18 protein-coding genes are annotated in these 24,765 nt (G+C 60.1%); 12 read left to right on the top strand and 6 right to left on the bottom strand.

Features of this window, described 5'->3' with window-relative positions; genetic code table 11:
• Positions 1-312: a hypothetical protein gene (locus AC097W_RS03015; RefSeq protein WP_479600834.1), complete on the bottom strand. Its 312-nt coding sequence runs from the start codon at positions 310-312 to the stop codon at positions 1-3.
• Positions 313-475: 163 nt separating this feature from the next.
• On the opposite strand from AC097W_RS03015, the gene AC097W_RS03010 reads away from it, so the two are divergent.
• The gene (locus AC097W_RS03010; protein ID WP_479600833.1) at positions 476-2,224 is read left to right on the top strand and encodes a sensor domain-containing diguanylate cyclase; all 1,749 of its coding nucleotides are present in this window, start codon (positions 476-478) and stop codon (positions 2,222-2,224) included.
• A 10-nt stretch (positions 2,225-2,234) separates the two neighbouring features.
• On the opposite strand, the gene AC097W_RS03005 is transcribed toward AC097W_RS03010, so the two are convergent.
• Positions 2,235-5,147 carry an aconitate hydratase gene (locus tag AC097W_RS03005; protein WP_479600832.1) on the bottom strand — a complete coding sequence of 971 codons (2,913 nt, stop codon included), beginning with the start codon at positions 5,145-5,147 and terminating at the stop codon, positions 2,235-2,237.
• Between the two features lie 106 nt (positions 5,148-5,253).
• Positions 5,254-6,618: a class I SAM-dependent methyltransferase gene (locus AC097W_RS03000; RefSeq protein WP_479600831.1), complete on the bottom strand. Its 1,365-nt coding sequence runs from the start codon at positions 6,616-6,618 to the stop codon at positions 5,254-5,256.
• A 251-nt stretch (positions 6,619-6,869) separates the two neighbouring features.
• On the opposite strand from AC097W_RS03000, the gene AC097W_RS02995 reads away from it, so the two are divergent.
• The 6 genes from AC097W_RS02995 (at position 6,870) to AC097W_RS02970 (ending at position 14,788) form a co-directional block, all read left to right on the top strand.
• Positions 6,870-7,274, top strand: coding sequence for an Hsp20/alpha crystallin family protein (locus AC097W_RS02995; protein ID WP_479600830.1), 405 nt, complete (start codon positions 6,870-6,872; stop codon positions 7,272-7,274).
• Complete coding sequence (lon, locus tag AC097W_RS02990; protein WP_479600829.1) at positions 7,271-9,712, top strand: endopeptidase La; 2,442 nt, start codon at positions 7,271-7,273, stop codon at positions 9,710-9,712. Before AC097W_RS02995 ends, lon begins: the two co-directional genes overlap by 4 nt.
• 24 nt (positions 9,713-9,736) lie before the next feature.
• Positions 9,737-10,195, top strand: a complete 459-nt coding sequence (locus AC097W_RS02985) for a host attachment protein (RefSeq protein WP_479600828.1) — start codon at positions 9,737-9,739, stop codon at positions 10,193-10,195.
• Positions 10,196-10,265: 70 nt separating this feature from the next.
• Positions 10,266-10,694 carry a universal stress protein gene (locus AC097W_RS02980; RefSeq protein ID WP_479600827.1) on the top strand — a complete coding sequence of 143 codons (429 nt, stop codon included), beginning with the start codon at positions 10,266-10,268 and terminating at the stop codon, positions 10,692-10,694.
• Positions 10,695-10,804: 110 nt separating this feature from the next.
• Complete coding sequence (locus AC097W_RS02975) at positions 10,805-13,024, top strand: molybdopterin-dependent oxidoreductase (RefSeq protein WP_479600826.1); 2,220 nt, start codon at positions 10,805-10,807, stop codon at positions 13,022-13,024.
• Between the two features lie 183 nt (positions 13,025-13,207).
• Entirely contained in the window at positions 13,208-14,788 is a 1,581-nt protein-coding gene (locus AC097W_RS02970) for a hypothetical protein (protein WP_479600825.1), read from the top strand.
• A gap of 16 nt (positions 14,789-14,804) precedes the next feature.
• Here AC097W_RS02970 and AC097W_RS02965 read toward each other — a convergent pair whose 3' ends face one another.
• Complete coding sequence (locus AC097W_RS02965) at positions 14,805-15,968, bottom strand: DUF5666 domain-containing protein (RefSeq protein ID WP_479600824.1); 1,164 nt, start codon at positions 15,966-15,968, stop codon at positions 14,805-14,807.
• Positions 15,965-16,846, bottom strand: a complete 882-nt coding sequence (locus AC097W_RS02960; protein WP_479600823.1) for a DUF6502 family protein — start codon at positions 16,844-16,846, stop codon at positions 15,965-15,967. The genes AC097W_RS02965 and AC097W_RS02960 overlap by 4 nt, the downstream gene beginning before the upstream one ends.
• Before the next feature lie 241 nt (positions 16,847-17,087).
• Between AC097W_RS02960 and AC097W_RS02955 the strand changes: the two genes are divergently transcribed.
• Both AC097W_RS02955 and AC097W_RS02950 read left to right on the top strand, forming a co-directional pair.
• The gene (locus AC097W_RS02955; RefSeq protein WP_479600822.1) at positions 17,088-17,570 is read left to right on the top strand and encodes a hypothetical protein; all 483 of its coding nucleotides are present in this window, start codon (positions 17,088-17,090) and stop codon (positions 17,568-17,570) included.
• A 118-nt stretch (positions 17,571-17,688) separates the two neighbouring features.
• On the top strand, positions 17,689-18,003 hold the full coding sequence (locus AC097W_RS02950; protein ID WP_479600821.1) for a hypothetical protein: 315 nt from the start codon (positions 17,689-17,691) through the stop codon (positions 18,001-18,003).
• Positions 18,004-18,091: 88 nt separating this feature from the next.
• Here AC097W_RS02950 and AC097W_RS02945 read toward each other — a convergent pair whose 3' ends face one another.
• Positions 18,092-18,733, bottom strand: a complete 642-nt coding sequence (locus tag AC097W_RS02945) for a TetR family transcriptional regulator (RefSeq protein WP_479600820.1) — start codon at positions 18,731-18,733, stop codon at positions 18,092-18,094.
• Positions 18,734-18,893: 160 nt separating this feature from the next.
• Between AC097W_RS02945 and AC097W_RS02940 the strand changes: the two genes are divergently transcribed.
• The 3 genes from AC097W_RS02940 to AC097W_RS02930 are packed head-to-tail and all read left to right on the top strand — an operon-like array spanning position 18,894 to position 24,708.
• On the top strand, positions 18,894-20,123 hold the full coding sequence (locus AC097W_RS02940; RefSeq protein WP_479600819.1) for an efflux RND transporter periplasmic adaptor subunit: 1,230 nt from the start codon (positions 18,894-18,896) through the stop codon (positions 20,121-20,123).
• A gap of 12 nt (positions 20,124-20,135) precedes the next feature.
• A complete protein-coding gene (locus AC097W_RS02935) occupies positions 20,136-23,291 on the top strand; it encodes an efflux RND transporter permease subunit (RefSeq protein ID WP_479600818.1) in 3,156 nt (1,051 codons plus the stop codon).
• Positions 23,284-24,708, top strand: a complete 1,425-nt coding sequence (locus tag AC097W_RS02930) for an efflux transporter outer membrane subunit (protein WP_479600817.1) — start codon at positions 23,284-23,286, stop codon at positions 24,706-24,708. The genes AC097W_RS02935 and AC097W_RS02930 overlap by 8 nt, the downstream gene beginning before the upstream one ends.
• The last annotated feature ends 57 nt before the right edge of the window (positions 24,709-24,765 follow it).

The raw sequence follows: 24,765 nt of genomic DNA, 5'->3' as shown, positions 1-24,765 counted from the left end.
TCAATAGGTGATGCTCAACGCATCGGCATCCACATTCACCACGGGCTTGCCCAACGCCGCGCTGGTGGCCTGGGCAAACGCCAGTGCCCAATCGGCATCTGAAAATTTGGCGGGACCTGCGGCCTGCGCCACCACCACAACCCGGTCTGCCATCAGCAATTTGCCGGTTGCACGCAGGGGCTCGCATTCCAGCGCGAGGAACTGCTCGTCCAGCCATTTGCTTGCCAGCTCGCGCAGCATGGGCTGATCGGGATCGAGGTCAATCCGCACGGGTGGTTGATTCTTGAAAGTAACGCTGACTTGACTTCGCATAGTGGACTCCGGTTGGTCCAATGATAGAAGCAAAACGGCACCGCTGAGCTGCGCCGCCTCCGTATAATTCTTCGCTTCTGCGTTACCAGGCCCTGCAGGCAAGCCAACCTGAATGGCCGCTTTGCACTCCCCACATACCGACATGCGATTGACCCGACTTTTCATGTTGACCACTGCCGTCCTTTTGACGCTGGTGTCGGTCATGCTGGCGCGATCTGTTTTGCAGGAATGGGCCACCGTCAGTGCGGCGCAAAGGGGCCTCCAGACCATGGAGCTCGCATTTCAGGCGATCCGGATTGCCGAGAAGGCTTCATTCGAACGCGGTCCCGCGAACGCCATATTGGGCGACGCTGACCAGCCCGACCCTGCCAAGCGCCAGCGCCTGATGGATGTGCGCAACGCGAGCGACGCTGCATTTGCAACCGCCCTGCAGTCTCTGGCAGGCACCACGCGTGCGCCGCACGAGGCCGCCGCAAAGCAGATTACTCATGCACAAGATCAGCTCACCCAGGCGCGACAGGAAGTCGACCGGGTCGCTAAACTGACACTTGCCGAACGCACCGCGGGCACAGGCCGGACCACCAAAATACCGATTGAGCAGATGTTTGGCGTCATTGATACCACGCTGGAAGCGGTGACGCTTTTGTCCACAGACGCCGAACGCGCTTACCCGGAACTTTCGCTCTCGCTGGCGGGTGCGCGGCTCGCGGCCGAGCTGCGGGAATATGCCGGGCGCGTCGGCTCCAAATTTACTGCGGCGGTGGCCGCGCAAGCGCCGCTGGGTGATGAAGAGCGACGCGACATTCCGATCCTCATTGGCCGCATCGAGCAGCTGCGAAAAATGATCGAAGTGCAGACACGTGCCAACCCTGCCGCAGCACGCGTGGCCAGCGCCATTGACGGTATGGAGGGCCACTACTTTGCCATCGGCCTGCCCTTTATTGCAGACATGACTGCGGAGGGCCTGGTCCGGGGATCGTACGGTGTCGACACGGCTCAGTTCGCCGCACGGTACGTGCCGGAGATGGCCTCCATCGTGACTCTGCGAGACACCCTGTTCGATGTGGCGCGCGAGGATGCCGCCGCAAGCTACGCGCAGGCGCGGCACGACCTGGCCGTCGACGCTGCCATTGGCCTGACGGTGCTGACCATCGAAATAGGTGTATTCGTGTTGTTGCGCCGCCGGGTATTGAGACCGCTGCTCGCAAACACCCGTGCCGTCGTGAAAATAGCCGAAGGCAAACTTGACACGCCACTGCTACCCACCACCCGCAAGGATGAAATTGGCGACATGCAGAACGCGATCGCTGCCTTGAAAAAGACCAGCCAGGCCAAGCAACTGCTGGAAGTGGAGCGCGAAAACCTGATCGAACAATTGAAGTACGCGTCGAGCACCGACTTCATGACCGGTCTGCTCAACCGCCGCGAATTTGCGCAACGCGCGGAGCAGCAAATGGCACTCGCCAGGCGCCAGGATTGGTCGGTGTCATTGATCCTCTTCGACATTGACCACTTCAAGGCGATCAATGATCAGTATGGGCACCTGTCGGGGGACATGACCCTCCTGAAAATCGCCGGCATTGCCCGCCATGAGTTTCGGGTAACGGACAACCTGGCCCGCTACGGGGGCGAAGAGTTCATAGCGTTGCTTGTGGACAGCAAACAGGAGGCCGCCGTCTTGCTGGCTGAACGGGTGCGTGCGGCCATCGCCAGCAAACCCTTTGTCGCGGTGAACGGTCAACCGTTTTGCGTCACGGCCAGCTTTGGACTAGCGACCGCCAAAGCCAGGGAAATCCATGACATGGACGCTTTTTTCCAATTGGCGGACCACGCGCTTTACCAGGCAAAAACGGGCGGACGCAACCAGGTCAGCACCGGCGACACCCTTGTCGCGGACAGCCAGTTCGCCTGATCTTCAGCCTTCAATCCTGCAACAGCTGCCGCAACACAAAGGGCAGAATGCCGCCCGCGCGGTAGTAATCCACCTCAATCGGGGTATCAATGCGCAATCGCAGCGTCGTGGTAGTGCGGCTGCCATCCGCGCGGGTCACCACCAGCTGGGCGTCGCTTTGGGGGCGCAAATCGGGGTCCGGCACGATCGTGATCTGCTCGTTCCCGGTCAGGCGCAGGGTCTGCCAGCTCTCACTGTCCTTGAACTGCAGCGGCAACACACCCATACCCACCAGGTTGCTGCGGTGAATGCGCTCAAAACTTTGTGCCACAACGGCCTTGATACCCAGCAACTGCGTGCCCTTGGCCGCCCAGTCGCGGCTCGACCCGGTGCCATATTCCTCGCCGGCAAACACCACGGTTGGGGTGCCCTGCGCCATGTAGCGCATGGCGGCGTCATAAATGGACAGTTTCTCCATGGGAGCGCCGTCTTGCCCGGTCTGGAACAGCGTCACGCCGCCCTCCTCGCGCGAACCGCCCGCGTCCGGTGGAATCATCAGGTTCTTGATGCGCACATTGGCAAAGGTGCCGCGCACCATCACGTCATGGTTGCCACGGCGCGCGCCATAGGAATTGAAGTCGGCTTTCTGCACGCCGTTGTGCACCAGCCATTGACCGGCAGGGGAGCTTTCCTTGATCGAACCGGCAGGCGAGATGTGGTCCGTGGTGATGGAATCACCAAACAGGGCCATGATCCGGGCGTCCGTCACAATTTCAGTGCCAATTGGGCTTTTAGCCCCCGTATCCATTGCGCGAGCAGCTCCTGATTTCATAGCAAAATCTTTGAAGAACGGTGGCTCGGCAATGTAGGTGCTGTGCGGCCAGGTGTAGGTTCGTCCGGCTACGCCTTGGATGTCTTCCCAGAGCTTGCCGGGCTCGGTTTTGACCTTGCCGTAATTGGCACGAAACGCCTTGCCGTTCATGGCGAACTTCAACAAGGCATAAATCTCGTCGCTGCTGGGCCAGATGTCGCCCAGGTAGACATCGCGCGGCTTGCCATCTTTGTCCTTGCCCTGGCCCACAGGCTCGGTCATGAGGTCGCGCATCACGTTGCCCGCAATGGCGTAAGCCACCACCAGCGGCGGGCTGGCCAAAAAGTTGGCTTTGAGGTTGGGGTGAATGCGCGCCTCAAAGTTGCGGTTGCCCGATAGCACGGCGGCACAGATCAGGTCGTTTTTCGCAATGGCGGCGTTGAGCTCGGGCGTCAGGTCACCGGCATTCCCGATGCAGGTGGTGCAGCCGTAACCTGCCAGTGCAAAACCGAGCTTTTCCAGGTAGGGCATCAGCCCGGTGGCGGTCAGGTATTCGGTGACGATGCGCGAGCCCGGCGCCAGCGAGGTCTTGATGTGCGGCGCCACGGTCAACCCGGCCTCCACCGCCTTTTTGGCCAGCAGACCGGCGGCCAGCAGCACGCTGGGATTGGAGGTGTTGGTACAACTGGTGATGGCGGCTATCAGCACATCGCCATGGCCCACCGTCAACGGCGTTTGGGCGGGCCCGTGAATTTCACACACCTCGGATGGGCCGTCTGCAACCACCAGCGCGGGACGGTTACCGACCATTTCAACGACGTCACGCGCAGCGCCGGGCTTGAGCGGCGGCGCCTCGGGCGGCAGCGCTGCCGAGCCGCAGTCCACGGCAACCCGCAGCCCCAGGCGCTGGGCTGGCTGATTAAAACCGTTTTCTGCACTGGACTTGCTGAACAGCGATTCAAACTGACTGGCCACCTGGCCCAGTTCAATGCGGTCCTGCGGGCGCTTGGGTCCGGCCATGCTGGGCGTCACCGCGCCCAGGTCAAGCGTAACCACCTCCGAGTAGTCAATGTCGCCAGACTGGGGCACGCCAAACAGCCCCTGTGCCTTGAAGTAAGCCTCAAACGCTTCGATCTCTTCCTGGGTGCGGCCCGTGCCTTTGAAGTACGCAAGGGTCTTCTCGTCCACCGGGAAGAAGCCCATGGTGGCGCCATATTCGGGCGCCATGTTGGCAATGGTGGCGCGGTCCGGCAGGGCCAGGGTGCGCGTGCCTTCGCCGAAGAATTCCACGAACTTGCCCACCACCTTGTGCTGGCGCAATATCTCGGTCACCGTGAGTACCAGGTCGGTGGCGGTGACCCCTTCGCGCATGCGGCCGGTGAGCTCGAAACCCACCACGTCGGGGGTCAGCATGTAGACCGGCTGGCCCAGCATGGCCGCTTCGGCTTCAATGCCGCCCACACCCCAGCCCACCACGCCAATGCCGTTGATCATGGTGGTGTGGCTGTCGGTGCCCACCAGGGTGTCGGGGTAATACAGCTGGTCTTTGGTTTGGTGCACGCCGCGCGCCAGATACTCCAGATTCACCTGGTGCACGATGCCAAAGCCCGGCGGCACGACGCCAAAGGTGTCAAAAGCCTGCATGCCCCATTTCATGAACTCGTAGCGCTCGCGGTTGCGCTGAAACTCCAGCTTCATGTTGATGTCCAGCGAGTCCTTCTGGCCGTAGGAATCGACCATCACCGAGTGGTCCACCACCAGATCCACCGGAACCAGGGGCTCAATGCGCTTGGGGTCCTTGCCCAGTTTGACCGCCACACTGCGCATCGCCGCCAGATCCGCCAGCAGTGGCACACCGGTAAAGTCCTGCAGCACCACGCGAGAGACGACAAACGGAATTTCGTCGGTGCGCTCAGCGTTGGGCCACCAGTTGGCGAGCTGCGCCACATGGTCGGGGGTGACCTTCTTCCCGTCACAGTTGCGCAGCACGGATTCGAGCACGATGCGAATCGACACCGGCAGCCGCGCCACTTTGGGAAACTGCCGGGTCAGCGCAGGCAGGGAATACAGCTGCCCGGTCTTGCCGGATGCGGTTGTGAACGGCTTGACGGTGGAGGCAAAGGCGTGGCGCATGGTGAACTCCTGTGATGGCAAAGACTCGCCTCATTCTGGCACCAGGGGATTTCCCTGTGATCCCAAGTGGCATGCAGGGCTTTTGACTCACCACAAGCCTTGCTATTCAAGGGTACATGTACTTCCTGGTCAATGGCATGGAACCGTTTCTGCCACCGCGCCGGGTCGCCAGTATCTGGTAGACGCCCAACTCACCGGTTTCGAACTCCATCGCGCACGCCGCCATATAGAGCCGCCAGACGCGAAACGTGGCCTCATTGACGAACTCCAGCGCCTGCGTATGCTGCTGCTCCAGCCGCTGGACCCAATGGCGCAGGGTTCTGGCGTAGTGGGGCCGAAGGCCCTCCACGTCCACAATCTCGAACTTGGATTGCTCCATTACGCGCTGGATGTTGCTGACGGTGTCGAGCTCGCCATCCGGAAAAACATAGCGATTGATGAAGCGCGACGAAATGGCTTCGCCCCACCCTTCGTCCTCGTGTGTGATGCCGTGGTTCAGGAAAAGCCCGTGGGGCTTCAACAACCGTTGCACGGTGTCGAAATACACGGGCAGGTTTTTCAGGCCCACATGCTCAAACATGCCGACACTGGCAATCTTGTCAAAGCGGGCATCACCCGCCATGTCACGGTAGTCCCGCAACTCGACAGTGACCCGCTCGCCCAGACCCGCCGCCTGGATGCGCGCGCGGGCCAGATCAAACTGGCGTTCACTCAGGGTAATGCCATGCGCTTGCACGCCATAGTGCTGGGCCGAATGCATGACCAGCGCGCCCCACCCGCACCCGACATCCAGAAACATCTCACCGGGAGCCAGGCGCAACTTTCTGCAAATGTGGTCCAGCTTGGCGAACTGCGCTTGTTCCAGCGTGTTATCAGGCGCCTCGAAATAGGCGCAGGAATAGACCATGCGTTCACCCAGCCACAGCCGGTAGAAGGCGTTGGAGAGATCGTAATGAAAGGAAATCGCGTCCCGGTTTTCTTCCCGCGTGTGGTGCCTGACATCACTGGCGCGCGACGGCGCGGGAATGGCTTCAGAGGGTGCCGGCTGCGGCATCGCCCGGGTCGCCAGCAGGCGCAGGAGCAAGACCCATCGCCTGCCCATCGGCAACTGCAGGGAATGCAGATAGTCTTTCAGGGAGAGCGCGGCAAAGAGATCTCCCTCTACATCCATATCGCCGCGAAAATAGGCCTCGGCAAACCGTAACGGGTCTTTCCCCAACAGCAAGGTCCGCACGGCAGCCCCGTTGCGAACGCAGAGCGTAAACGCGGGTTCTGCTCCTGTGTGCGCGCCACGCCCAAAAACGCCGGAACTGCCGTCCGGCAGTTGCACGGCCATGGTGCCATCAAAAACGGCCAGCAATTCATCCAGCGCTTTTGCCCAGTGATCGATTTCCCGCGCGCGCCCTTGCCAGTTGCCGCCGGCAATTTCCATCCCTTGTGCTATTTCATTTTTCTTCAAAAACAAGCGCATAGCTCCCCCCTCGAAATTACCCGTAACGCCGACCAGGACACAGGCTGATTTGAAAGATGTTCGTCCTACTGCACTTGCGAAAAATCAATGCGGGCTATCGCACCCGGCCCGATCGCATCATGGAACTTGATTTTTCGCAATACCGGGGAAATCGGCCTATGCAGAATGATTTAAGCAGCCGTGATCGCCCCGCAGAGGGTCTGACTATCCGATTTTTCACGGCGTTTTTTTCGCAACCGGAGAAGCACGGCATGAGACGTCAAGACCCCATGGTGTGGATGCTGGCCGATGCAGTGGAGTTGCTCAGTCGTGCTGATCGCCTGCGGCGCCAACTTCACCGTGCTGACCAGGCCGCTGCCGTTGCCTGCTGGGAGCCGCCGGTGGACATGTATGAGAACGCGCATGGGCTCCTTGTGCTGATCGCACTGCCTGGCGTCGTGCCAGAGCGCGTTCAGGTCTCACTGGAAGATGATTTCATCCGCGTGAGTGGTGATCGGCCCGTTGGCGCCGGGTTTGCAGTAGGCGAAATTCTTCGACTGGAAATACCCTACGGCCGGTTCGAGCGGCAAATCAGGATGCCCGCGGGCCGCTATCAACTTGCCGACATGCAGCTGAACCACGGCTGTTTGAAACTAACGATCGACAGACTCGCATGAACCAACCCCATGAATTGCTTGACGGCGATGCCCCTAACTCGGAGGCGATCGCGCCCGGCGGGTCCGGACCGTCTGTAGCCGCAGATGACGCGAAGCCGATTCCGTCTGACGCCCTGATCATCGTGCCCGTGCGCAACATGGTTTTGTTTCCTGGCATGGTGGCTCCGATTGCCATTGGCCGAAAAAGCTCCATCGCTGCAGCACAGCAGGCGGTAAAAAGCGAACTGCCCATTGGCATCCTGCTGCAAAGCGACCCGCATGCCGACGCGCCCGCGCCAGCGGACTTGACAACCATGGGCACGATGGCCGCCATCCTGCGGTACGTAACCACCCCCGACGGCGAACACCACATCATTTGCCAGGGCCAGCAACGTTTTCGCGTCTTGGGCTACCTGGATGGTTTTCCGTTCATCGTCGCCACGGTTGAGCGGATTGATGAACCTTCAGTGACTGGCAACACCGAGATCGAAGCGCGCTTCCTTCAATTGAAGGAACGTGCGGTCGAGGTTCTGCAACTGCTGCCCCAGGTGCCGCAGGAAATGGTGCACGCGGTGCAAAACATTGACGCACCCGGCACGCTGGCCGATCTGGTGGCCGGATATGTGGACATCAAACCGGCAGAGAAGCAGACCCTTCTGGAAGAGGTTGACCTGCAACGGCGGATGGACCGACTGTTGGACGTGCTGGCGCACCGCATCGAGGTGATGCAGATCTCGCGTGATATTGACAAGCGCACCAAGGCCAGTGTGGGGCGCAGGGAGCGTGAGTTCCTGTTGCGCGAGCAATTGAAAGCCATTCAAAGCGAGTTGGGGGAAGGTGCGGGTGACAACGCCGCCGAGATCGAAGAACTGCGTCAGCAAATCGCTGATGCAGGCATGCCCGACGACGTCGCCGCGCAGGCGACCAAAGAGCTCAAACGGCTGGAGCGCATGTCGGACGCGTCAGCAGAATATTCGATGGTGCGTACCTACCTCGACTGGCTGGTTGAAATACCCTGGAAAGCACCCGAGCCCGATACCATTGACGTGGCGCAGGCGCGCCAGGTGCTGGATGCCGATCACTTTGGTCTGGACAAGGTCAAGAAACGCATTCTCGAATTTCTGGCGGTGCGCAAGCTCAAGCCCGGTGGACAGGGTCCCATTCTCTGTCTGGTGGGCCCTCCCGGAGTCGGAAAAACGTCGCTGGGACAGTCGATCGCCAAAGCGCTGGGCCGCAAGTTTGTCCGCGTGTCGCTGGGAGGCGTGCATGACGAGGCCGAAATCCGCGGGCATCGACGCACCTACGTGGGGGCTTTGCCCGGCAACATCCTTCAAGCGCTCAAGAAGGCCGGCACACGAGGCTGCGTGATGATGCTCGACGAGATCGACAAGCTCGGAGCGGGTGCGCACGGTGACCCGTCTGCCGCCTTGCTGGAGGTTTTGGACCCGGAGCAAAACAACACCTTCCGGGACAACTATCTGGCCGTGCCCTACGACCTGTCGCAGGTGCTTTTCATCGCCACCGCCAATGTGCTGGACCCGGTGCCGGGGCCTTTGCGTGATCGCATGGAGGTGCTGCAACTCTCAGGCTACACGCGCGAAGAAAAACTGGCGATTGCCCGGAAATACCTGGTGGCGCGCCAGCTGGATGCGTGCGGCCTGAAGACGGAGCAACTGGAATTTACCGATGCAGCCCTGGCCGGCATCATTCGCGATTACACCCGCGAGGCGGGCGTGCGGGGGCTGGAGCGCCAGATTGGCGCTGCATGCCGCCGGGCTGCCATGCGCATCGCAGAAGGTGAAGCACAAAACGTGCGCGTGGATGCGCACGATTTGGCGGAGATGCTCGGTTCCCCCAAATTTGAAGATGAAGTGGCTTTGCGTGCCGGAATGCCGGGTGTTGCCACCGGGCTGGCGTGGACACCGGTGGGTGGCGACATTCTGTTCATTGAAGCCAGCCGCACGGCAGGCACCGGTCGGCTCATCTTGACGGGCCAGTTGGGCGACGTGATGAAGGAGTCCGCCCAGGCGGCGCTGACCTTGGTTAAATCACGGTCGCAGACGCTCGGACTGAACACGGTCGTATTCGAGAAAACCGATGTGCATGTGCACGTACCTGCGGGCGCCATTCCCAAGGATGGTCCCAGCGCGGGAGTGGCCATGTTCATCGCGTTGGCCTCGCTCTTCATGGACCGGCCTGTTCGGGTGGATGCCGCCATGACCGGTGAAATCAGTTTGCGCGGTCTGGTGCTGCCAGTTGGGGGCATCAAGGAAAAAGTTCTTGCTGCGGCCGCAGCCGGAATCAAACGCATTCTTTTGCCCGCGCGCAACCGAAAGGATCTGGACGAGTTGCCGCCATCAGCGCTGCAGCAGCTTGAATTCATCTTTCTGGATGACGTGGATCAGGCGGTGTCTGAGGCCATCGGCCAACGCGCGTCTACCTTCGAGCTCCATCTTTGAGAAAACCCTAACTGGAGAGCCACCATGCCCAACACATGGATTCTTGTATCTAACAACCGGCATGCGCGCTTCCTTCAGCGCAATGCAGAAAGCTACGCACTGGATGAGTTGGCTGATTTCATCTACCCCCATTCCAGCATGGCCAGCGAAACTCCTGCGGGTGATATCAGCGGGGATGCCGGAAAAGGCCACGGCCGTACCGCGCACAGCGGCACGCAGTTCGAGCCAAAAACCAGTGAACCTGAAAAGGAGCGTCACAGCTTTGCGCGGCAACTGGCGGACTACGTCAACAAGGGCGTGTCTGATCAGCGCTGCGACAGGCTGGTGCTGATTGCAAGCAGCCAGATGCTGGGGGAACTCCGCCCCTTGCTGACCCAGGCTGCACACAAAATGTTGTACCGCACCGTTGCGGCTGACTTGACCAAATACCAGGGAGAGGAACTGAGGCAACGGGTGAAAGAAGCCATGGCGCCGCCCGGCTGACGTTGCGCCGTCCCTGTTCATTCCTGTTGGGTATCGCGGTTGTTCCCGTTAATAGAAAGAAGAGTTCACTATGTTGAAAATTCTGATTGCAGTGGACGGGTCTGACCACGCTGAACGGGCGATCGAAGCGGTTGCAAAAATGGCCCGCTCGTCCTTGGATCTTGAAGCAACGTTGTGCTGCATCAGCCCCGAGCCGCTTCTTTACGGTGGGTACACAGCAGCCACCATCCAGAAAATCGAAGAAGACCAAAATAGGCAGCAGGACACCATACTGGACAAGGCCACGGCGCTGGCAAAAGCACAAGGGCTCAAGCTGGGCGAACCCGCCCGGGCCCATGGCGTCATTGCCCACGAGATCGTGCGCATCGCCACGGAGCGGCTGGTGGACCAGATTGCCATGGGCACGCGTGGCATGGGTTCCATGGGCAACATGTTGCTGGGATCTGTGGCACAACGGGTCCTCCACCAGGCGCACGTGCCCGTATTGCTGACCAAATAGTCTGGTGCGGGGTTGGCAATCCCATGGCGGTGTTGTCACCTGCGTTCTCGACAGCCTTTGGGCTGGCGTGTCAAATCCCGCATTGCGTTCAACTACCCTGCGAGAATTCCATGTCTGAGACAACCCACCACCGCATTTGCCCCCTGTGTGAAGCCTGCTGCGGTTTGGAGATCAAAGTTGCCAGCGGCAAAGTCATCAGCATCCGCGGGCATGACGCCGATGTGTTCAGCGCGGGCTATATCTGCCCCAAGGGCGTGGCGCTGAAAGACCTGCACGAAGACCCCGACCGCCTGCGCACGCCGCTCATCAAGCGCAACGGGGTGTTTGAACAAGCAACCTGGGGTGAAGCGTTTGCCGAGATCGAACGCCGCCTGCCGCCGCTGATGGCCGCGCACGGGCGCAACGCCACAGCCGTGGTGGTGGGCAACCCTTCGGCCCACAAGATCGGCCTGCTGACCTACTTCGGCAAGCTGGCGCGCGCGCTGGGTACGAAAAATGTGTTCTCTGCCTCCACCCTGGACCAGATGCCCAAGCAGCTCGCCAGCGGCCTGATGTTTGGCCACTGGATATCGGTGGCACTGCCCGACATTGCTCGCACCGACCTGCTGCTGGTGCTGGGTGCCAACCCGCTGGCCAGCAACGGCAGCATGTGGACCGTGCCCGACTTCAAGGGCAAGGCCAAAGCCATGCAGGCCCGCGGCGGCAAACTGATCGTGATTGATCCGCGGCGCACCGAGACCGCAGCGATGGCCGACGCACACCACTTCATACGTCCGGGTGCCGATGTGTTTTTGCTGGCCGCCATGGTGCACACCCTGTTTGCAGAGGGGCTTGCCACACTGGGTACGGTAGCCCCGTGGGTCAACGGCGTGAGTGAAGTGCAGCAGGCGGTGCTCCCCTTCACGCCCGAGGCGGTGGCCTCCCGCTGCGGCATGACGGCCGACACCATTCGCAGCCTGGCCCGCACACTGGCAAGCACGCCGCGCGCTGCCGTGTATGCCCGAATCGGCACTTGCACGCAAGAGTACGGCACCCTGGCCAGCTGGCTGGTGGATGTGCTCAATGTGCTCACCGGCCATCTGGACGTGCCCGGCGGTGCGATGTTCGCCAAGTCGGCTGCATTTGCGTCCAACACCGCGGGCAAGCCGGGTATTGGCAAAGGCGTAGCCACTGGTCGACACCACGCACGGGTCAGTGGTGCGCCAGAGGTATACGGCGAATTGCCCATGACCTGCCTGGCAGAAGAAATCGAGACCCCTGGCGAGGGCCAGATTCGCGCGCTCGTCACCGTGGCAACCAACCCGGTGCTCTCCAGCCCCAACGGCCCCCGGCTGGCAAAGGCACTGGACACGCTGGATTTCATGGTCAGCATGGACATCTACCTGAACGAGACCACGCGCCATGCCGACGTGATCCTGCCGGGTGTCTCTCCGCTGGAAGACATACACTACGACGTCGCCTTCCCGCAGCTTTCATGGCGCAACCACGCGCGCTACAGCCCACCCGTACTGCCGCGCGCAGTGGGCGAACCCGAAGAATGGCAAACCCTGCTCAAGCTCGCGGCCATTGCGCAAGGCAAGGGCGCGCAGGCAGATGCCAACGCGCTGGATGACGCGCAGTTTGCCGAAGATGCCCAACGCCTGTTTGGGGCACACGCCGATGCAGTCATAGCCGCCACCGCTGCCTACAAAGGCCCGCAGCGTGGACTGGAGGTCGCTTTGCGCACCGGCCCCTATGGCGACGGCTTTGGCACCCGGCCCGAGGGTCTGACGCTGGCAAAAGTCATGGCGTCCAACGCCACCGGCGGTATCGACCTGGGCGAGTTGCAACCCCGCGTCCCCGAGATGCTGCGCACCCCCAGCGGAAAAATTGAGCTGGCTCCGCCCAGCCTTCTAGCCGACCTGGCGCGGCCCCTGGCCGACCTCTCGCGCCCTGCTCCGGATCTGGTCATCATCGGGCGGCGCGATGTGCGCACCAACAACAGCTGGATGCACAACCTGCCCATATTGGCCAAAGGCCCCTTCCGCTGCACGGCACTGGTTCACCCCGCTGACGCAACGCGCCTGGGCTTGCAGGATGGCGCACAAGCCCGCATTGCCAATGGCGCACTCAGCGTGCAGGCCCAAGTGCAAATAAGTAGCGAGATGATGCCCGGCGTGGTCAGCCTGCCACACGGCTGGGGTCACAACCTGCCCGGCGCACAACTGCATCTGGCCGCAGAGCGCCCGGGCGCCAACCTCAATGCGCTGCTCAACGATCAACTGCGCGATCCGCTGTCAGGCAATGCGGTTCTGGGGGGTGTGGCGATTACGATGTGCGCGGCATCTTGAGCCCGGCGATATGAATGAAAATGACCGCCAGCCCACGCCGATATTGCCCAGGAAGCTATTGATTTCATAGCATACTAGAGGCACTCCATGCCAATCAGCACACACTCCGGTCAAATGCGCCGCACATACGCCAACTGGCGTGACGGCGCTGTCCTGATCGCATTGTGGCTGTTTTGCACCGCCTTGAATTTCGACAAGGCATTTCACATTGATGACGCCGGCCATCTGGTGATCGCGCAATGGATTGCCCACAACCCCTTGCACCCTATGAGTGGAGAATTGTTCTGGGGCAATGTGCCAGAACCTATCTACGTTACGAACCAGCCGCATCTCTACTTTTACGCAATGGCCGGATGGGGTTCAGTCTTTGGCTGGTCAGAAAGGGCGATGCACGCGCTCCAGTCAATTTTCTGTCTGCTGGCGCTGGTTGGCATGTACCGGTTGTCTGTGCGCTTCGTTCCTCGCTGGCCCCTTGTACCGACCGCACTGCTGGCCTTCAGCCCCGCTTTCGTTGTCAATCAAAACTCGATGGTGGAGATTCCCTTGCTGGCGCTGTGGCTGGGTTTCTTTGTTGCGTTGTGCGGCACGCAGAAAAGTGCTTCCAATCTGTTGAATGCATCTATCTGGTGCTCAGCCGCGCTGTTGACCAAGTACACCAGCCTGGTACTCCTCTTGGTGCTCTTTCTCGAGGTTTTCCGCAGGCAACGGTTGCGTGATGCCGCAGTGCTGCTGGTACCACTGGCGACCGTGCTGGCGTGGTCCATCTTCAACTATTGGGACTACGGTGGGATCCATATCGCGCAACGCAAGCCAGGCGGAACCGCTACGAACGCATCAGCGCATTGGTTCGCAACCCAGGCCTATGGCTGGCTGCTTGCTTTGGGCGCTATTGCCCCAGCGGGAATAGGCCTGGTCGCTGTAGGTCATATTCAGTCCAGTATTCGGTTGAAGCCGCTGAAAATTAGTCTTATTGCTCTCACCGCAATCGTCGCTATGGGTGCTGCGGCAACCACAGCGAATGTCGCGTTCAGCGAGACGACGGTTTACCGTTTGACGAAGCTGTTCTTTCTTGTTGGTGGGATCGTGCTGGTTGCGGCTTCGGCTGGCAGACTGCTCAAGGAACGTTCGCGCGCGCGGGCGACCCATACAACAGTCGATCCCGGACTAGCACTACTGGCGGTTTGGGCATTGGGGGCATTCACCTTCATCGTGGCATTGGCGCCATTCATGGCCACGCGCCATGTCTTGCTTGCATTGCCTCCGCTGCTGCTGCTTGCGTCGCGCTGGCTGACATCCGGAGCATCAAAACGATGGCTTGTAGGTGTTGTCGCCGTGTCCTCGCTGTTTGCCACCAGCATCGCTATGGCCGATCGTTGGTACGCAGACATTTACCGGACTCAAGCGGTCGAAATACGCCAATCATTGCCGCCAGATGCCACGGTCTGGTTTGCGGGGCATTGGGGTTGGCAATGGTACGCAACCCAGGTGGGGATGCTTCCATTTGACCCCAGCCTCCATAAGCATAAGGCGGGCGACTATCTGGTCTACCCTGAGTCCGTCTCCAGGCAGGATTTACCCACAGATATTCCGATGACTCCCGTGCGTGAAGTCGTGATCAACCCGGATAGCTGGTTCACTCCGTTTGCAATGCCGAGTGCAAGCATGTACATCTCTTCAATGTGGACATTGCCGTGGGCCGTTAACTTTGGCAACACCGAAGTTTTTCATGTTGTTTATTTGGGCAGTGCCATGCAGCGAAAGTGAATCTGACGCCTTGCCCTTACATATCGATTTGAAGAAGGTTGACCATCAGGACGCTACCGCTGATGGTGCCTGTCACTTTGATCTGGGAGCCGACCTTGAGGTCTGATGCCCGTCCATTGCTGATAACCGCGTTGGTCGCATCACAGACCTGTCCGCGCATCACGAAATTGGCCAAGCTGGTGAACTGCTCAATTTTGGCTTCTATTTCTGTTGCGTTGACCGTTTGTTGGGACTCATTTTCCACGGTGGTGGCTTTGATGATTGCGCCCTGCCAACTGCCCTTCACCTCGACGCGCAAGCCGACCTTCATCGGTATTGCGGGCGAACTGAATACTGCGCTGGATGCGTCGACCTCCAGGTTCCCGAGCATGAAACGTTTGGTTGGCAGAACGGCGGTCACGAAACCCTCGATCTCCAGTTCGCCTTGGCGTGCAACACCACCGGGTAGACCTGCCAAATCAACCCGGTCAATATGCAGGGAACCACTGCCTGAATAAAGGGTTCCCAGTGCCCGGACCAACTGCCCCTGGACAAGACCGGAAGCCAAACCGCCGGTGAGGACTAACCCGTTGAGGGTGGGTTGCAAGTTCGTGATCACCACCAGACCCGTGCTGACGGTTGGCACAGCAGACACGACGGCCACACGGGTGACAGTCCAGCTGCGGGCGTCCGCCCCCGCTTGCAGTCCCCAGACAGCCACGCGAAGGCCGGTTGACAGACCTGCAGCAGAACTGACCCCGTCAAACACGGTCGAACTATTGGTTTGCAACACCATGCCCGCCACGTTGAAGGACCCTGCCTGCACCTGTGTCACCAAGCCCTGCGCAATGGACCACACTTCAATTTGACTGGCTACGCCCGAAGTGAGGGTCGCACCGCGCTGGCCCTGGACGCTGGCCACCATGCCCAGGCGCAGGTCCGCTGATCCAGTGGTGACGCCGTCCAGACGCACCGTCGCACCGATGTCGTCAAACTTGATGCCATTGAGAATCACACTGCCAAAACCGGATATCGAACCCATCGCATAGATGCCGGTGCCACCGGTACCTGGTGCACCCGCAACTCCTCCTCCTCCGCTTCCCAAGGTATCGCCTCCACCACAACCGGAAAGGGTCGAAATTGCCAGCATGACCCAGCTGCGTCGTGTAATGGCGGCGTTCAAATGATTACCTTGGCTCATGATTTGGATTTCCGAATACTTTTGCGCGCCGCGGTAGAGGAATCGACCGGCCCAACCTGCTCCAGTTGTGGAGTTTCAAAGAAATAGACACCGAATCGAACCCGAAATTTGGGCTGATCAACCGCCTGGCTGCGCTGCTCTGCCACGGTTGCAGTTTGTAAAAACTGCTGTAAGGCACCTGACCACAAACGGCGGGCCACTTGCTGCAACTGCCCGGCTTGCTCGGCGGACAGATCCTGCGAAAAGGCGCTTTGCTCCAGCATGGGCGGACTCCGCCGGTCCGGCGCCAGGTTGTGCGCGGCAGCCGCCAAGTGGTCGCTGACATTTCCAGCCAGCAGGCGAAAGGACTCACCGAGGCCTTTCTGGGGGACGAAAGCATTGGATTTCAGAGCGACGAACCCATCGTCGCGGAGTTCAACCACCCCTAGACGTTCGAGCTCGTCCAAAACTGCGCGGGCACTCACGTCGCGGCTTACTTCGGCGACCAGTGTCGTGAAGTCAGGCTCACCCGGGATACTGCGCCGCGGGGTTCGTGCCAGCAGGCGAGCCGTTTGATCGGCCTTCAAAAAGCGCGGCTCGCTAATCCACCGGGCCACGACAGACGCCGCCACAGAAACCATGGGCATGTCGCTTTCCGGCGCTCTGGGTTCGTCTCGCAGACGCTTCACATCCTTGCGGTGCACGCCAGTCAAAACGGCAATGCGACTGTCTGAGCTGCCTTTGTCAGCCAGCGCATAGGTCGCAGCCGCTTCATCAACCAACGCACGCTTGAGCAACTCAACCATCGCGGGCAATTGCAAACCGTGGTCAATCATCAATCGTGCCATGGGCTGCAAAACCTGCGCAATGGCCGCCGCCGCCAAGGAAGGCTCTGGCAATCCAGCCGAAGGCGGTAAGTCTGAATCTAAGGTAAGTGGGGGGGGGGACATTGCTTTGCAGGGGTCTCGGTTCTCAAAAGCGCAGAGCGATCGTACAAACAATCCCTGATTTTTTGGGTATTTTTACCTTTTTTTACACGGGCGCTTGACGCAATCGACAAGATGCATGACATTTATGGGAATATTTCCCATATTAATACGTTTTGGAATACCACTTGCTCACCATGCTGGCCCGCCATCCATGACAAACACGGTTACGAAACTCTCTGCACAAGTTGTCCATACCGGCCATGAGTCGCCAGACTTTGGATCGCCAAATCTGGGCAGTTTTGGCTGGACGGTTCGCGCGTCTTCATTGGGCGTCACTGACGGTGCTCCCCGCATCCCACTAAGAATTCACACTGGACTGCTCTGCAGTCGCGGGGATTTTGACACCAGTTCAGCATCGGCGGCTCACAACGCTCCAGATGAAACTGCGTTGCAGCGGCAGGAACGCCGGTACGAATTGTGTCGACGACTGGCCATTGAAACCTGGCAACGTATGCCTGAGACCGATTTTGAACCGTTGCCTCGGGGCATCAAAAGGCTGGCTGAAATTGAGAATATTTCAACGTCAGCCTTCTCCAAGGACGTGAAGAAACACATCAAAACCCAGAGCGAAAACAAGGAAAAAATCGGTGCGCTAAAGGTACACGCCTCACTATTGGGGGCGGAGCTCAAGTGACCCCTACATGGGGGTGAAGCCTGCTGTCCTGTCACGAAACCTAAATACATCCTCCGGATAATCGGCTCCGACATACGGTAAATCAAACCGATGCATAAATTTACAAGTCGTTGGTGGAATGCGTTTACGTAACAGTTTTTGGGCCTTCATTGGCCGCGATGTATCTAAAACGCCCGAAGTGGTTATCGAGACGATCCGCAATGCCATGCTGCTCGCGCTGGATAGAAACTGCGATGCTGGTCATTTCGAGCTTCATCTCAGGATCAATTTTGCCAGTGACATTTCTGCCTTGTGGTACCTGCGCATAGACCTTATGCAAGCGATTTGCTCCTGTCGCGAAGAGTCTTTTGCGCGCAGGGTTCTGGTCGATGTCACAACGATGTTTCAAGGCCATCACTCTGGCACGACTCAATCCCGTTTCTCGCAGCTTTAGCGGGTTGTCTCTTGTCCTTCCCTGACGTTTCTTCAACCAGAATGCGAAAGAAATAGCTCTCCAGCCCCCGCCAATAGTGCGCAAGCAGCTATCGTATCGATAGCAATGAGAGATCGGTTACGGCCAGCCCGGCCAGATAAGTATCCAGCGTTTGGGCACCAAGCACCTCCAGATCGAAGGCTTGTGGGTCCAGAAGCCAGTTGTGCATCAAGCCATCGATTAGTGCATGCAAACCCACAGATGCGACGAGCGTCGACGTGCCGCTACGGAGTCGCCCTTGCACAGCGGCCAGCGCCAACAGGCGCTCCAGGTCAGACAGGCAACCGGCGCGCTCAGAGATATGCCGGTCACGCCCCGACAGAAGATCATCCACATACTCCACTTTGTGCGACGCAATCTCAAACACTCGGCGCACCTGCGCGTCATGCACGATTAACCGAAACGCGGTTGCGACGTTCTGACGCAGATGGTCAAGCGGATTTCCGGACTCCGCTTCAGGCTGGTTGTTGAGGCTGGCCACCATCGGCGCGGTGACGCGCAGCATCATCGCGTCAAATACATCGGCCTTGTTCTTGAAGTGCCAGTAAATAGCGCCCCGCGTCAGGCCAGCTTCCTGGGCAACCTCCTGAAGCGAGGTCCGTGAAACACCCCGGATCTGAAACACACGCTCAGCCGCATCCAGGATCAAATCTCGGGTAACAAGGGCTTCTTCTTTGCTGCTACGGGCCATGGTTTTTTACGGGTGCTTTACGAAGGTTTGCTGCATACATTCACTCTTGTATGTATACTAAATCATATTTTTAGAATTAGCAGCTTAAGTTGTGTTGTAGCTTGCGCTGCAGCAAAAGTCGGCTTCGTTTACCCCCCCTTTTTCACCGCAAGGATTGCTCATGTCCTCCACCCGCTCCACCCGCTCGCTCCTTCTGCCACTTATTCCCCTTGTGGCTCTCTTAGCGGCCTGCGGCGCCAAAGAGGCCCCCCCCGCAGCGGGTGGAGCGCCCGGCGGGCCGCCGCCTGCCACCGTGGGAGTGGTGACCGTTTCCAACCAGGTCGTGGCACTGCAAACCGAATTGCCCGGCCGTGTGAGCCCGGTGCGGGTGGCGCAGGTGCGGGCCCGGGTGAACGGCGTCGTGTTGCAACGGCTGTTTCGCGAAGGCAGTGAGGTCAAGGCGGGTCAGGTGCTTTACCAGATTGATGCCGCGCCCTACCGGGCGGCCTTCGAGAGCGCCCAAGCCAGCGTGGCCAAGAGCCAGGCCAATCTGGCCCAGGCCACGGCACAGTTGGAACGCAACAAGCCGCTGGTGGAAGCCAATGCGATCAGCAAGCAGGAGTACACCACGCTGGTTACCGCACAAAAGCAGGCCGAGGCCGATCTGGCCACGGCCAAGGCGGCTGTGCAGACAGCACAGATCAACCTGAACTACGCTACGGTGACCGCCCCGATATCCGGGCGCATTGGTCAGTCTCTGGTGACCGAAGGCGCACTGGTGAGCCAAGCCGAGGCGACCCAGCTCGCCGTCATCCAGCAAACGGGTACGGTATACGTGAACTTCACCCAGTCCACCACCGATGTGCTGCGCCTGCGAAAGGCCATTGCATCCAAACAACTGCGCGCGTCAGGCGACGGATCAGTGCCCGTGCGGGTGGTGCTGGAAGACGGCAGTGAATTGCCGCGCGCCGGCAAACTGCTGTTCACCGATTTGACAGTAGATGCCACCTCGGGCCAGATCACGCTGCGCGCCGAAGTGCCAAACTCCGACGGCTTGCTCCTGCCGGGCCAGTACGTGCGGGTACGTTTGTCGCAAGCCGAGCTGCCTTCAGCCATGTTGTTGCCACAACAGGCGGTAACCCGCACCAGCCAAGGCGACACCGTGCTGGTGGTGGGTTCCGATGGAAAACCTGCACCGCGCCCGGTCAAGGTCGGCAACGCACAGAACAACCAGTGGGTGATTCTGGATGGACTCAAACCCGGTGACCAGGTCATTGCGGATGGCTTCCAGAAAATGATGGCGCCCGGCGCGCCGGTCAAGACGGTGCCGTGGACCGGCGCTACGCCGACCGCTTCGGCGCCCGCAGCTTCGGCCTCCGCGCCAGCTGCCGCTGCGTCCGCCAGCAAATAAGGGGCACATTCCATGGCACAATTTTTTATCGATCGCCCCATCTTTGCGTGGGTGATCTCGCTGTTCATTCTGGTTATGGGCGGCGTAGCCATCACGCAGCTGCCCATCTCGCAATACCCGCCAGTGGCGCCCCCGTCCATCGTGATCACCGCCGGTTACCCCGGCGCATCGGCACAGACGCTGGAAGACAGTGTGCTGAGCGTGATCGAACGGGAAATGAATGGATCACCCGGCTTGATCTATATGGAGTCAGTGGCCCAAGCCAACGGAACAGGCACCATTACGGTCTTCTTTGAGACAGGCACCAACCCCGATCTGGCGCAGGTGGATGTGCAGAACCGCCTCTCGCGCGCTTCGCCACGCTTGCCTGCCGCAGTTACGCAGGCCGGTGTGCGGGTGGACAAGGCGCGCTCCAACTTCCTGCTGTTCACCATGCTGTCATCGGACAATCCCGACATTGACATCGTGGCACTGGGTGACTACGCGTCGCGCAATGTACTGCCCGAGTTGCAGCGCCTCCCGGGCATCGGTCAAGCCCAGTTGTTCGGCACCGAACGCGCCATGCGTATCTGGATCGACCCGGCCAAACTGGCGGGTTACAGCCTGTCTGCTGCGGATGTCAACAACGCCATTCGCGCTCAAAACGCCCAGGTGTCATCCGGCGCCATTGGCGACCTGCCCAACATCACCGGCCAGTCGATTGCGGCCACAGTAGTGGTCAATGGCCAGCTCAGCAATGTCGCGCAATTCGGCAACATTCTGCTGCGCGCCAATGCCGACGGCTCTGCTGTTCGCCTGAAAGATGTGGCGCGCATTGAACTCGGTGCGCAGACCTACGCGACGTCGGCCAGGCTGAATGGCAATCCAGCGGCGGGCATTGGTGTCCAGCTGTCACCCAGCGGCAACGCACTGGCAGCGGCCAAAGCGGTGCGCGAGCGCATGACGCAACTGGAAGCCTACTTCCCCAAGGGCGTGCATTGGAGCATCCCCTATGACAGCTCACGCTTCGTCAAGATCTCGATCTCGCAGGTAGCGGAAACCTTGCTGGAGGCCATCGTACTGGTGTTTCTGGTGATATTTTTGTTTCTGCAAAACTTCCGCTACACCATCATTCCCACCATCGTGGTACCGGTGGCCTTGATGGGCACCTTTGCCGTGCTGCTGGCACTGGGCTTCTCGATCAACGTGCTGACCATGTTCGGCATGGTGCTGGTGATCGGCATTGTGGTGGACGATGCCATTGTGGTGGTGGAAAACGTGGAGCGCATCATGAGCGAAGAAGGCTTGCCCCCACTGCAGGCCACACGCAAGGCCATGGGGCAAATCTCGGGCGCCATCATCGGCGTGACGGTGGTGCTGATTGCGGTGTTTGTGCCACTGGCATTTTTCAAGGGCTCGGTGGGCAACATCTACCGGCAGTTCTCGGCAGTGATGGTCAGTTCCATCGGGTTCTCCGCCTTCATGGCACTGTCGCTGACGCCCGCGCTGTGCGCCACCCTGCTCAAGCCAGTGGAGGCCGGGCACCACCATGCCAAGACCGGCTTCTTTGGCTGGTTCAACCGGGGCTTCTCGCGCACCGCCAAGAACTATGAAGGCCTGGTGGCCCGCGTGCTCAAGCGTGCGGGTCGCTACCTGGTCATTTATGCCGCCATCATCGCGGCCGTGGTGGTGGTCTATATTCGCATGCCGATCTCGTTCCTTCCAGGCGAAGACCAGGGCACCATACTGGTCAATACCCAGTTGCCGCCCGGCGCCACCCAGGAGCGCACTCTCAACGTGATGCAACAGGTGGAGGGTTACATCCTGAAGCAACCTGAAGTACAAAGCATGGTCAGTGTGCTGGGCTTCAGCTTCTCGGGGCAAGGGCAAAACGCCGCACTCGGGTTTGTGACACTCAAAGACTGGTCGGAACGCTCGGGGCCTGAGCACTCTGCACAAACGCTGGCGGGGCGTGCATTTGGCGCCCTCATGGGCGTGCGCGATGCATTCATCTTTCCTCTTAGCCCGCCACCCATTCCGGAGTTGGGCAATGCCGCAGGCTTTACCTTCCGTTTGCAGGACCGGGGTGGCAATGGGCACGATGCCCTGGTTGCCGCACGCAACCAGTTGCTGGGTATGGCGTCCAAGAGCAAGGTGTTGACCCAGGTGCGGCCGGACGGACTGGAAGACGCACCCCAACTACAGATCGATGTGGATCGGGACAAGGCCAGCGCGCTGGGCGTGAACTTTGATTCGATCAACACCACCCTGTCGACCGCATTGGGCTCCTCGTATATCAACGACTTCCCGAACCAGGGCCGCCTGCAGCGGGTTGTGGTGCAAGCCGATGCGACCTCGCGCATGCAGCCCGACGATTTGCTGAAGCTCAACGTATCCAATGCACAGGGCAAGCCAGTGCCACTCTCCAGCTTCGCCAGCACGCGTTGGGTCAAAGGTGCCATGCAGACCGTGCGCTACAACGGATATCCTGCTGTGCGTATCGGTGGTTCAGCGGCGCCCGGCTTCAGCACCGGTGCGGCCATGGATGAAATGGAAAAACTGGCAGGCCAGCTCCCCGCAGGATTCGGCTTTGAGTGGACCGGCCAGTCCCGTGAAGAAAAACTGGCAGGCTCGCAAGCCATGGTCTTGTACGGCTTTGCCATTCTGGCTGTGTTTCTGTGCCTGGCCGCGTTGTATGAAAGCTGGTCCATTCCGATGGCGGTGGTGATGGTGGTGCCTTTAGGCGTGTTGGGCGTACTGCTGGCTACGTTGCTGCGCGGCTATGCCAATGACGTGTACTTTCAGGTCGGACTGATCACGATCATCGGACTGTCCGCTAAAAACGCCATTCTGATCATCGAGTTTGCCAAAGACCTGCAGGCCCAAGGCAAGAGCGTGATCGAGTCGGCGTTGGCCGCTGCGCACATGCGCTTCAGGCCCATTGTGATGACGTCCGTGGCCTTCATGCTGGGCGTTCTGCCCTTGGCCATGTCTTCCGGCGCAGGCTCGGCGAGCCAGCGCGCCATTGGTACCGGCGTGATTGGCGGTATGGCACTGGGAACGGTGCTGGCCGTGTTCTTCGTGCCTATTTTCTTCGTGGTGGTGCGCGGCCTCTTCAAAGGCAGCGAACGCCAGCACCAGTTTGATGCACACCACGGTCACCAGATCGGAGTCGATAGCCATGAATAAATTGACCATCCCTGCCTCCAAACCGGTGCAACCCATCCAGCGCCTGACTGTTCTGGCCGCCGCCCTGTGGCTTGGCGGTTGCAGCTTCATACCAACCTACGAGCGCCCTGCTGCCCCCGTAGCCGGCAACTTTGCGGCTGCACCGGCCGTCCAAGCGGGACCCGACAGCACAGCCCGCCTGGCGGCAGACATCGACTGGCAGGACTTCTTCAAGGACGCGCGCCTCAAGTGCCTGATCGAGCTGTCTCTGCAAAACAACCGCGATCTGCGTGTGGCCGTGCTCAACATCGAGCAGACCCGCGCCCAGTTGCAAGTGCGCCGCGCAGACGAGTTGCCTACCGTGGGCGCGGGCATTGCCGGATCACGCGGGCCCATTGCCTACGGCGCCATCAGCAGCACCTACACCGCGGGCTTGAGCGTCACGTCCTACGAGCTGGCTTTCTTTGGGCGCGTGCGCGCCCTGAGCCAGGCGGCACAGGCCCAGTTGCTCGGCACCGAAGAGGCCCGCAAAACCGTGCAAATCGCGCTGATTGCCTCGGTCGCGACCACCTACCTGAACCTGCTGGCTGATGACGAACTGCTGCGCGTTACCCGGGGCACCCTGGGCACGCGCCAGGATTCACTGAAACTCACACAGCTCAAGTTCGACAACGAAGCCGCATCCAAACTGGACCTCAGCCAGTCGCAGTCCCTGCTGGAAGGCGCCAAGGTCACGCTGGCCCAACTCACCCGCCAGCGCGCACAAGACGAAAACGCCCTGGTGCTCCTGCTGGGCCAGGCGCTGCCGAACGACCTGCCCCCCGGATTGCCCGTAACAGGCCAGGGGCTGCTACCCGACCTGCCCGCCGGCGTGCCGTCCGAGCTGCTGACACGCCGGCCCGACGTGCGCCAGGCCGAGCAACAACTGCTAGCCAACAACGCCAACATTGGCGCCGCGCGCGCCGCCTTCTTTCCGCGCATCACGCTGACTGGCAGTGCGGGCGTGGCCAGTAGCGACCTGGACACCCTGTTCAGCAACGGCTCGTCGGCCTGGACTTTTGTGCCCCAGTTGTTGATACCCCTCTTCGATGCCGGACGCAACAAGGCCAACCTGGAAGCTGCCAAGGTCAATAAAGACATTGCGGTGGCGCAGTATGAAAAAGCCATACAGACCGGGTTCAGGGAAGTGTCCGATGCGCTGGCAGGGCGCGCTACGCTGGATGAGCAATTGCGTGCGCAAACCGCACAACTGGATGCGGAGCAAACCCGCATGAATCTGACGGATCTGCGTTTCAAGAACGGCGCTGCCAATTCGTTTGACGTACTGGATGCGCAACGCTCCCTGTTTGCGGCGCAACAGGCTGTGGTGCAAGTGCAGGTGCAGCAGGTGCAGAACCGGGTGACGCTGTACAAGGTGCTGGGTGGCGGCTGGAAATAATGGAGAAATCAGGCTGTAGCCCCAGTCTGTATTGCAATGGAAGCTATTGATTTGATA

This window comes from Rhodoferax sp. GT1R46, from assembly GCF_056521285.1.
Note: the sequence above shows the minus strand (reverse complement) of the source record. Positions and strands in the feature narration are given on the sequence as shown.

Excerpts from the sequence above, each read along its gene's own strand:
- AC097W_RS03015 (WP_479600834.1), bottom strand. The coding sequence starts at position 312 with ATGCGAAGTCAAGTCAGCGTTACTTTCAAGAATCAACCACCCGTGCGG.
- AC097W_RS03010 (WP_479600833.1), top strand. The coding sequence starts at position 476 with ATGTTGACCACTGCCGTCCTTTTGACGCTGGTGTCGGTCATGCTGGCG.
- AC097W_RS03005 (WP_479600832.1), bottom strand. The coding sequence starts at position 5,147 with ATGCGCCACGCCTTTGCCTCCACCGTCAAGCCGTTCACAACCGCATCC.
- AC097W_RS03000 (WP_479600831.1), bottom strand. The coding sequence starts at position 6,618 with ATGCGCTTGTTTTTGAAGAAAAATGAAATAGCACAAGGGATGGAAATT.
- AC097W_RS02995 (WP_479600830.1), top strand. The coding sequence starts at position 6,870 with ATGAGACGTCAAGACCCCATGGTGTGGATGCTGGCCGATGCAGTGGAG.
- lon (WP_479600829.1), top strand. The coding sequence starts at position 7,271 with ATGAACCAACCCCATGAATTGCTTGACGGCGATGCCCCTAACTCGGAG.
- AC097W_RS02985 (WP_479600828.1), top strand. The coding sequence starts at position 9,737 with ATGCCCAACACATGGATTCTTGTATCTAACAACCGGCATGCGCGCTTC.
- AC097W_RS02980 (WP_479600827.1), top strand. The coding sequence starts at position 10,266 with ATGTTGAAAATTCTGATTGCAGTGGACGGGTCTGACCACGCTGAACGG.
- AC097W_RS02975 (WP_479600826.1), top strand. The coding sequence starts at position 10,805 with ATGTCTGAGACAACCCACCACCGCATTTGCCCCCTGTGTGAAGCCTGC.
- AC097W_RS02965 (WP_479600824.1), bottom strand. The coding sequence starts at position 15,968 with ATGAGCCAAGGTAATCATTTGAACGCCGCCATTACACGACGCAGCTGG.
- AC097W_RS02955 (WP_479600822.1), top strand. The coding sequence starts at position 17,088 with ATGACAAACACGGTTACGAAACTCTCTGCACAAGTTGTCCATACCGGC.
- AC097W_RS02950 (WP_479600821.1), top strand. The coding sequence starts at position 17,689 with ATGCGTTTACGTAACAGTTTTTGGGCCTTCATTGGCCGCGATGTATCT.
- AC097W_RS02945 (WP_479600820.1), bottom strand. The coding sequence starts at position 18,733 with ATGGCCCGTAGCAGCAAAGAAGAAGCCCTTGTTACCCGAGATTTGATC.
- AC097W_RS02940 (WP_479600819.1), top strand. The coding sequence starts at position 18,894 with ATGTCCTCCACCCGCTCCACCCGCTCGCTCCTTCTGCCACTTATTCCC.
- AC097W_RS02935 (WP_479600818.1), top strand. The coding sequence starts at position 20,136 with ATGGCACAATTTTTTATCGATCGCCCCATCTTTGCGTGGGTGATCTCG.
- AC097W_RS02930 (WP_479600817.1), top strand. The coding sequence starts at position 23,284 with ATGAATAAATTGACCATCCCTGCCTCCAAACCGGTGCAACCCATCCAG.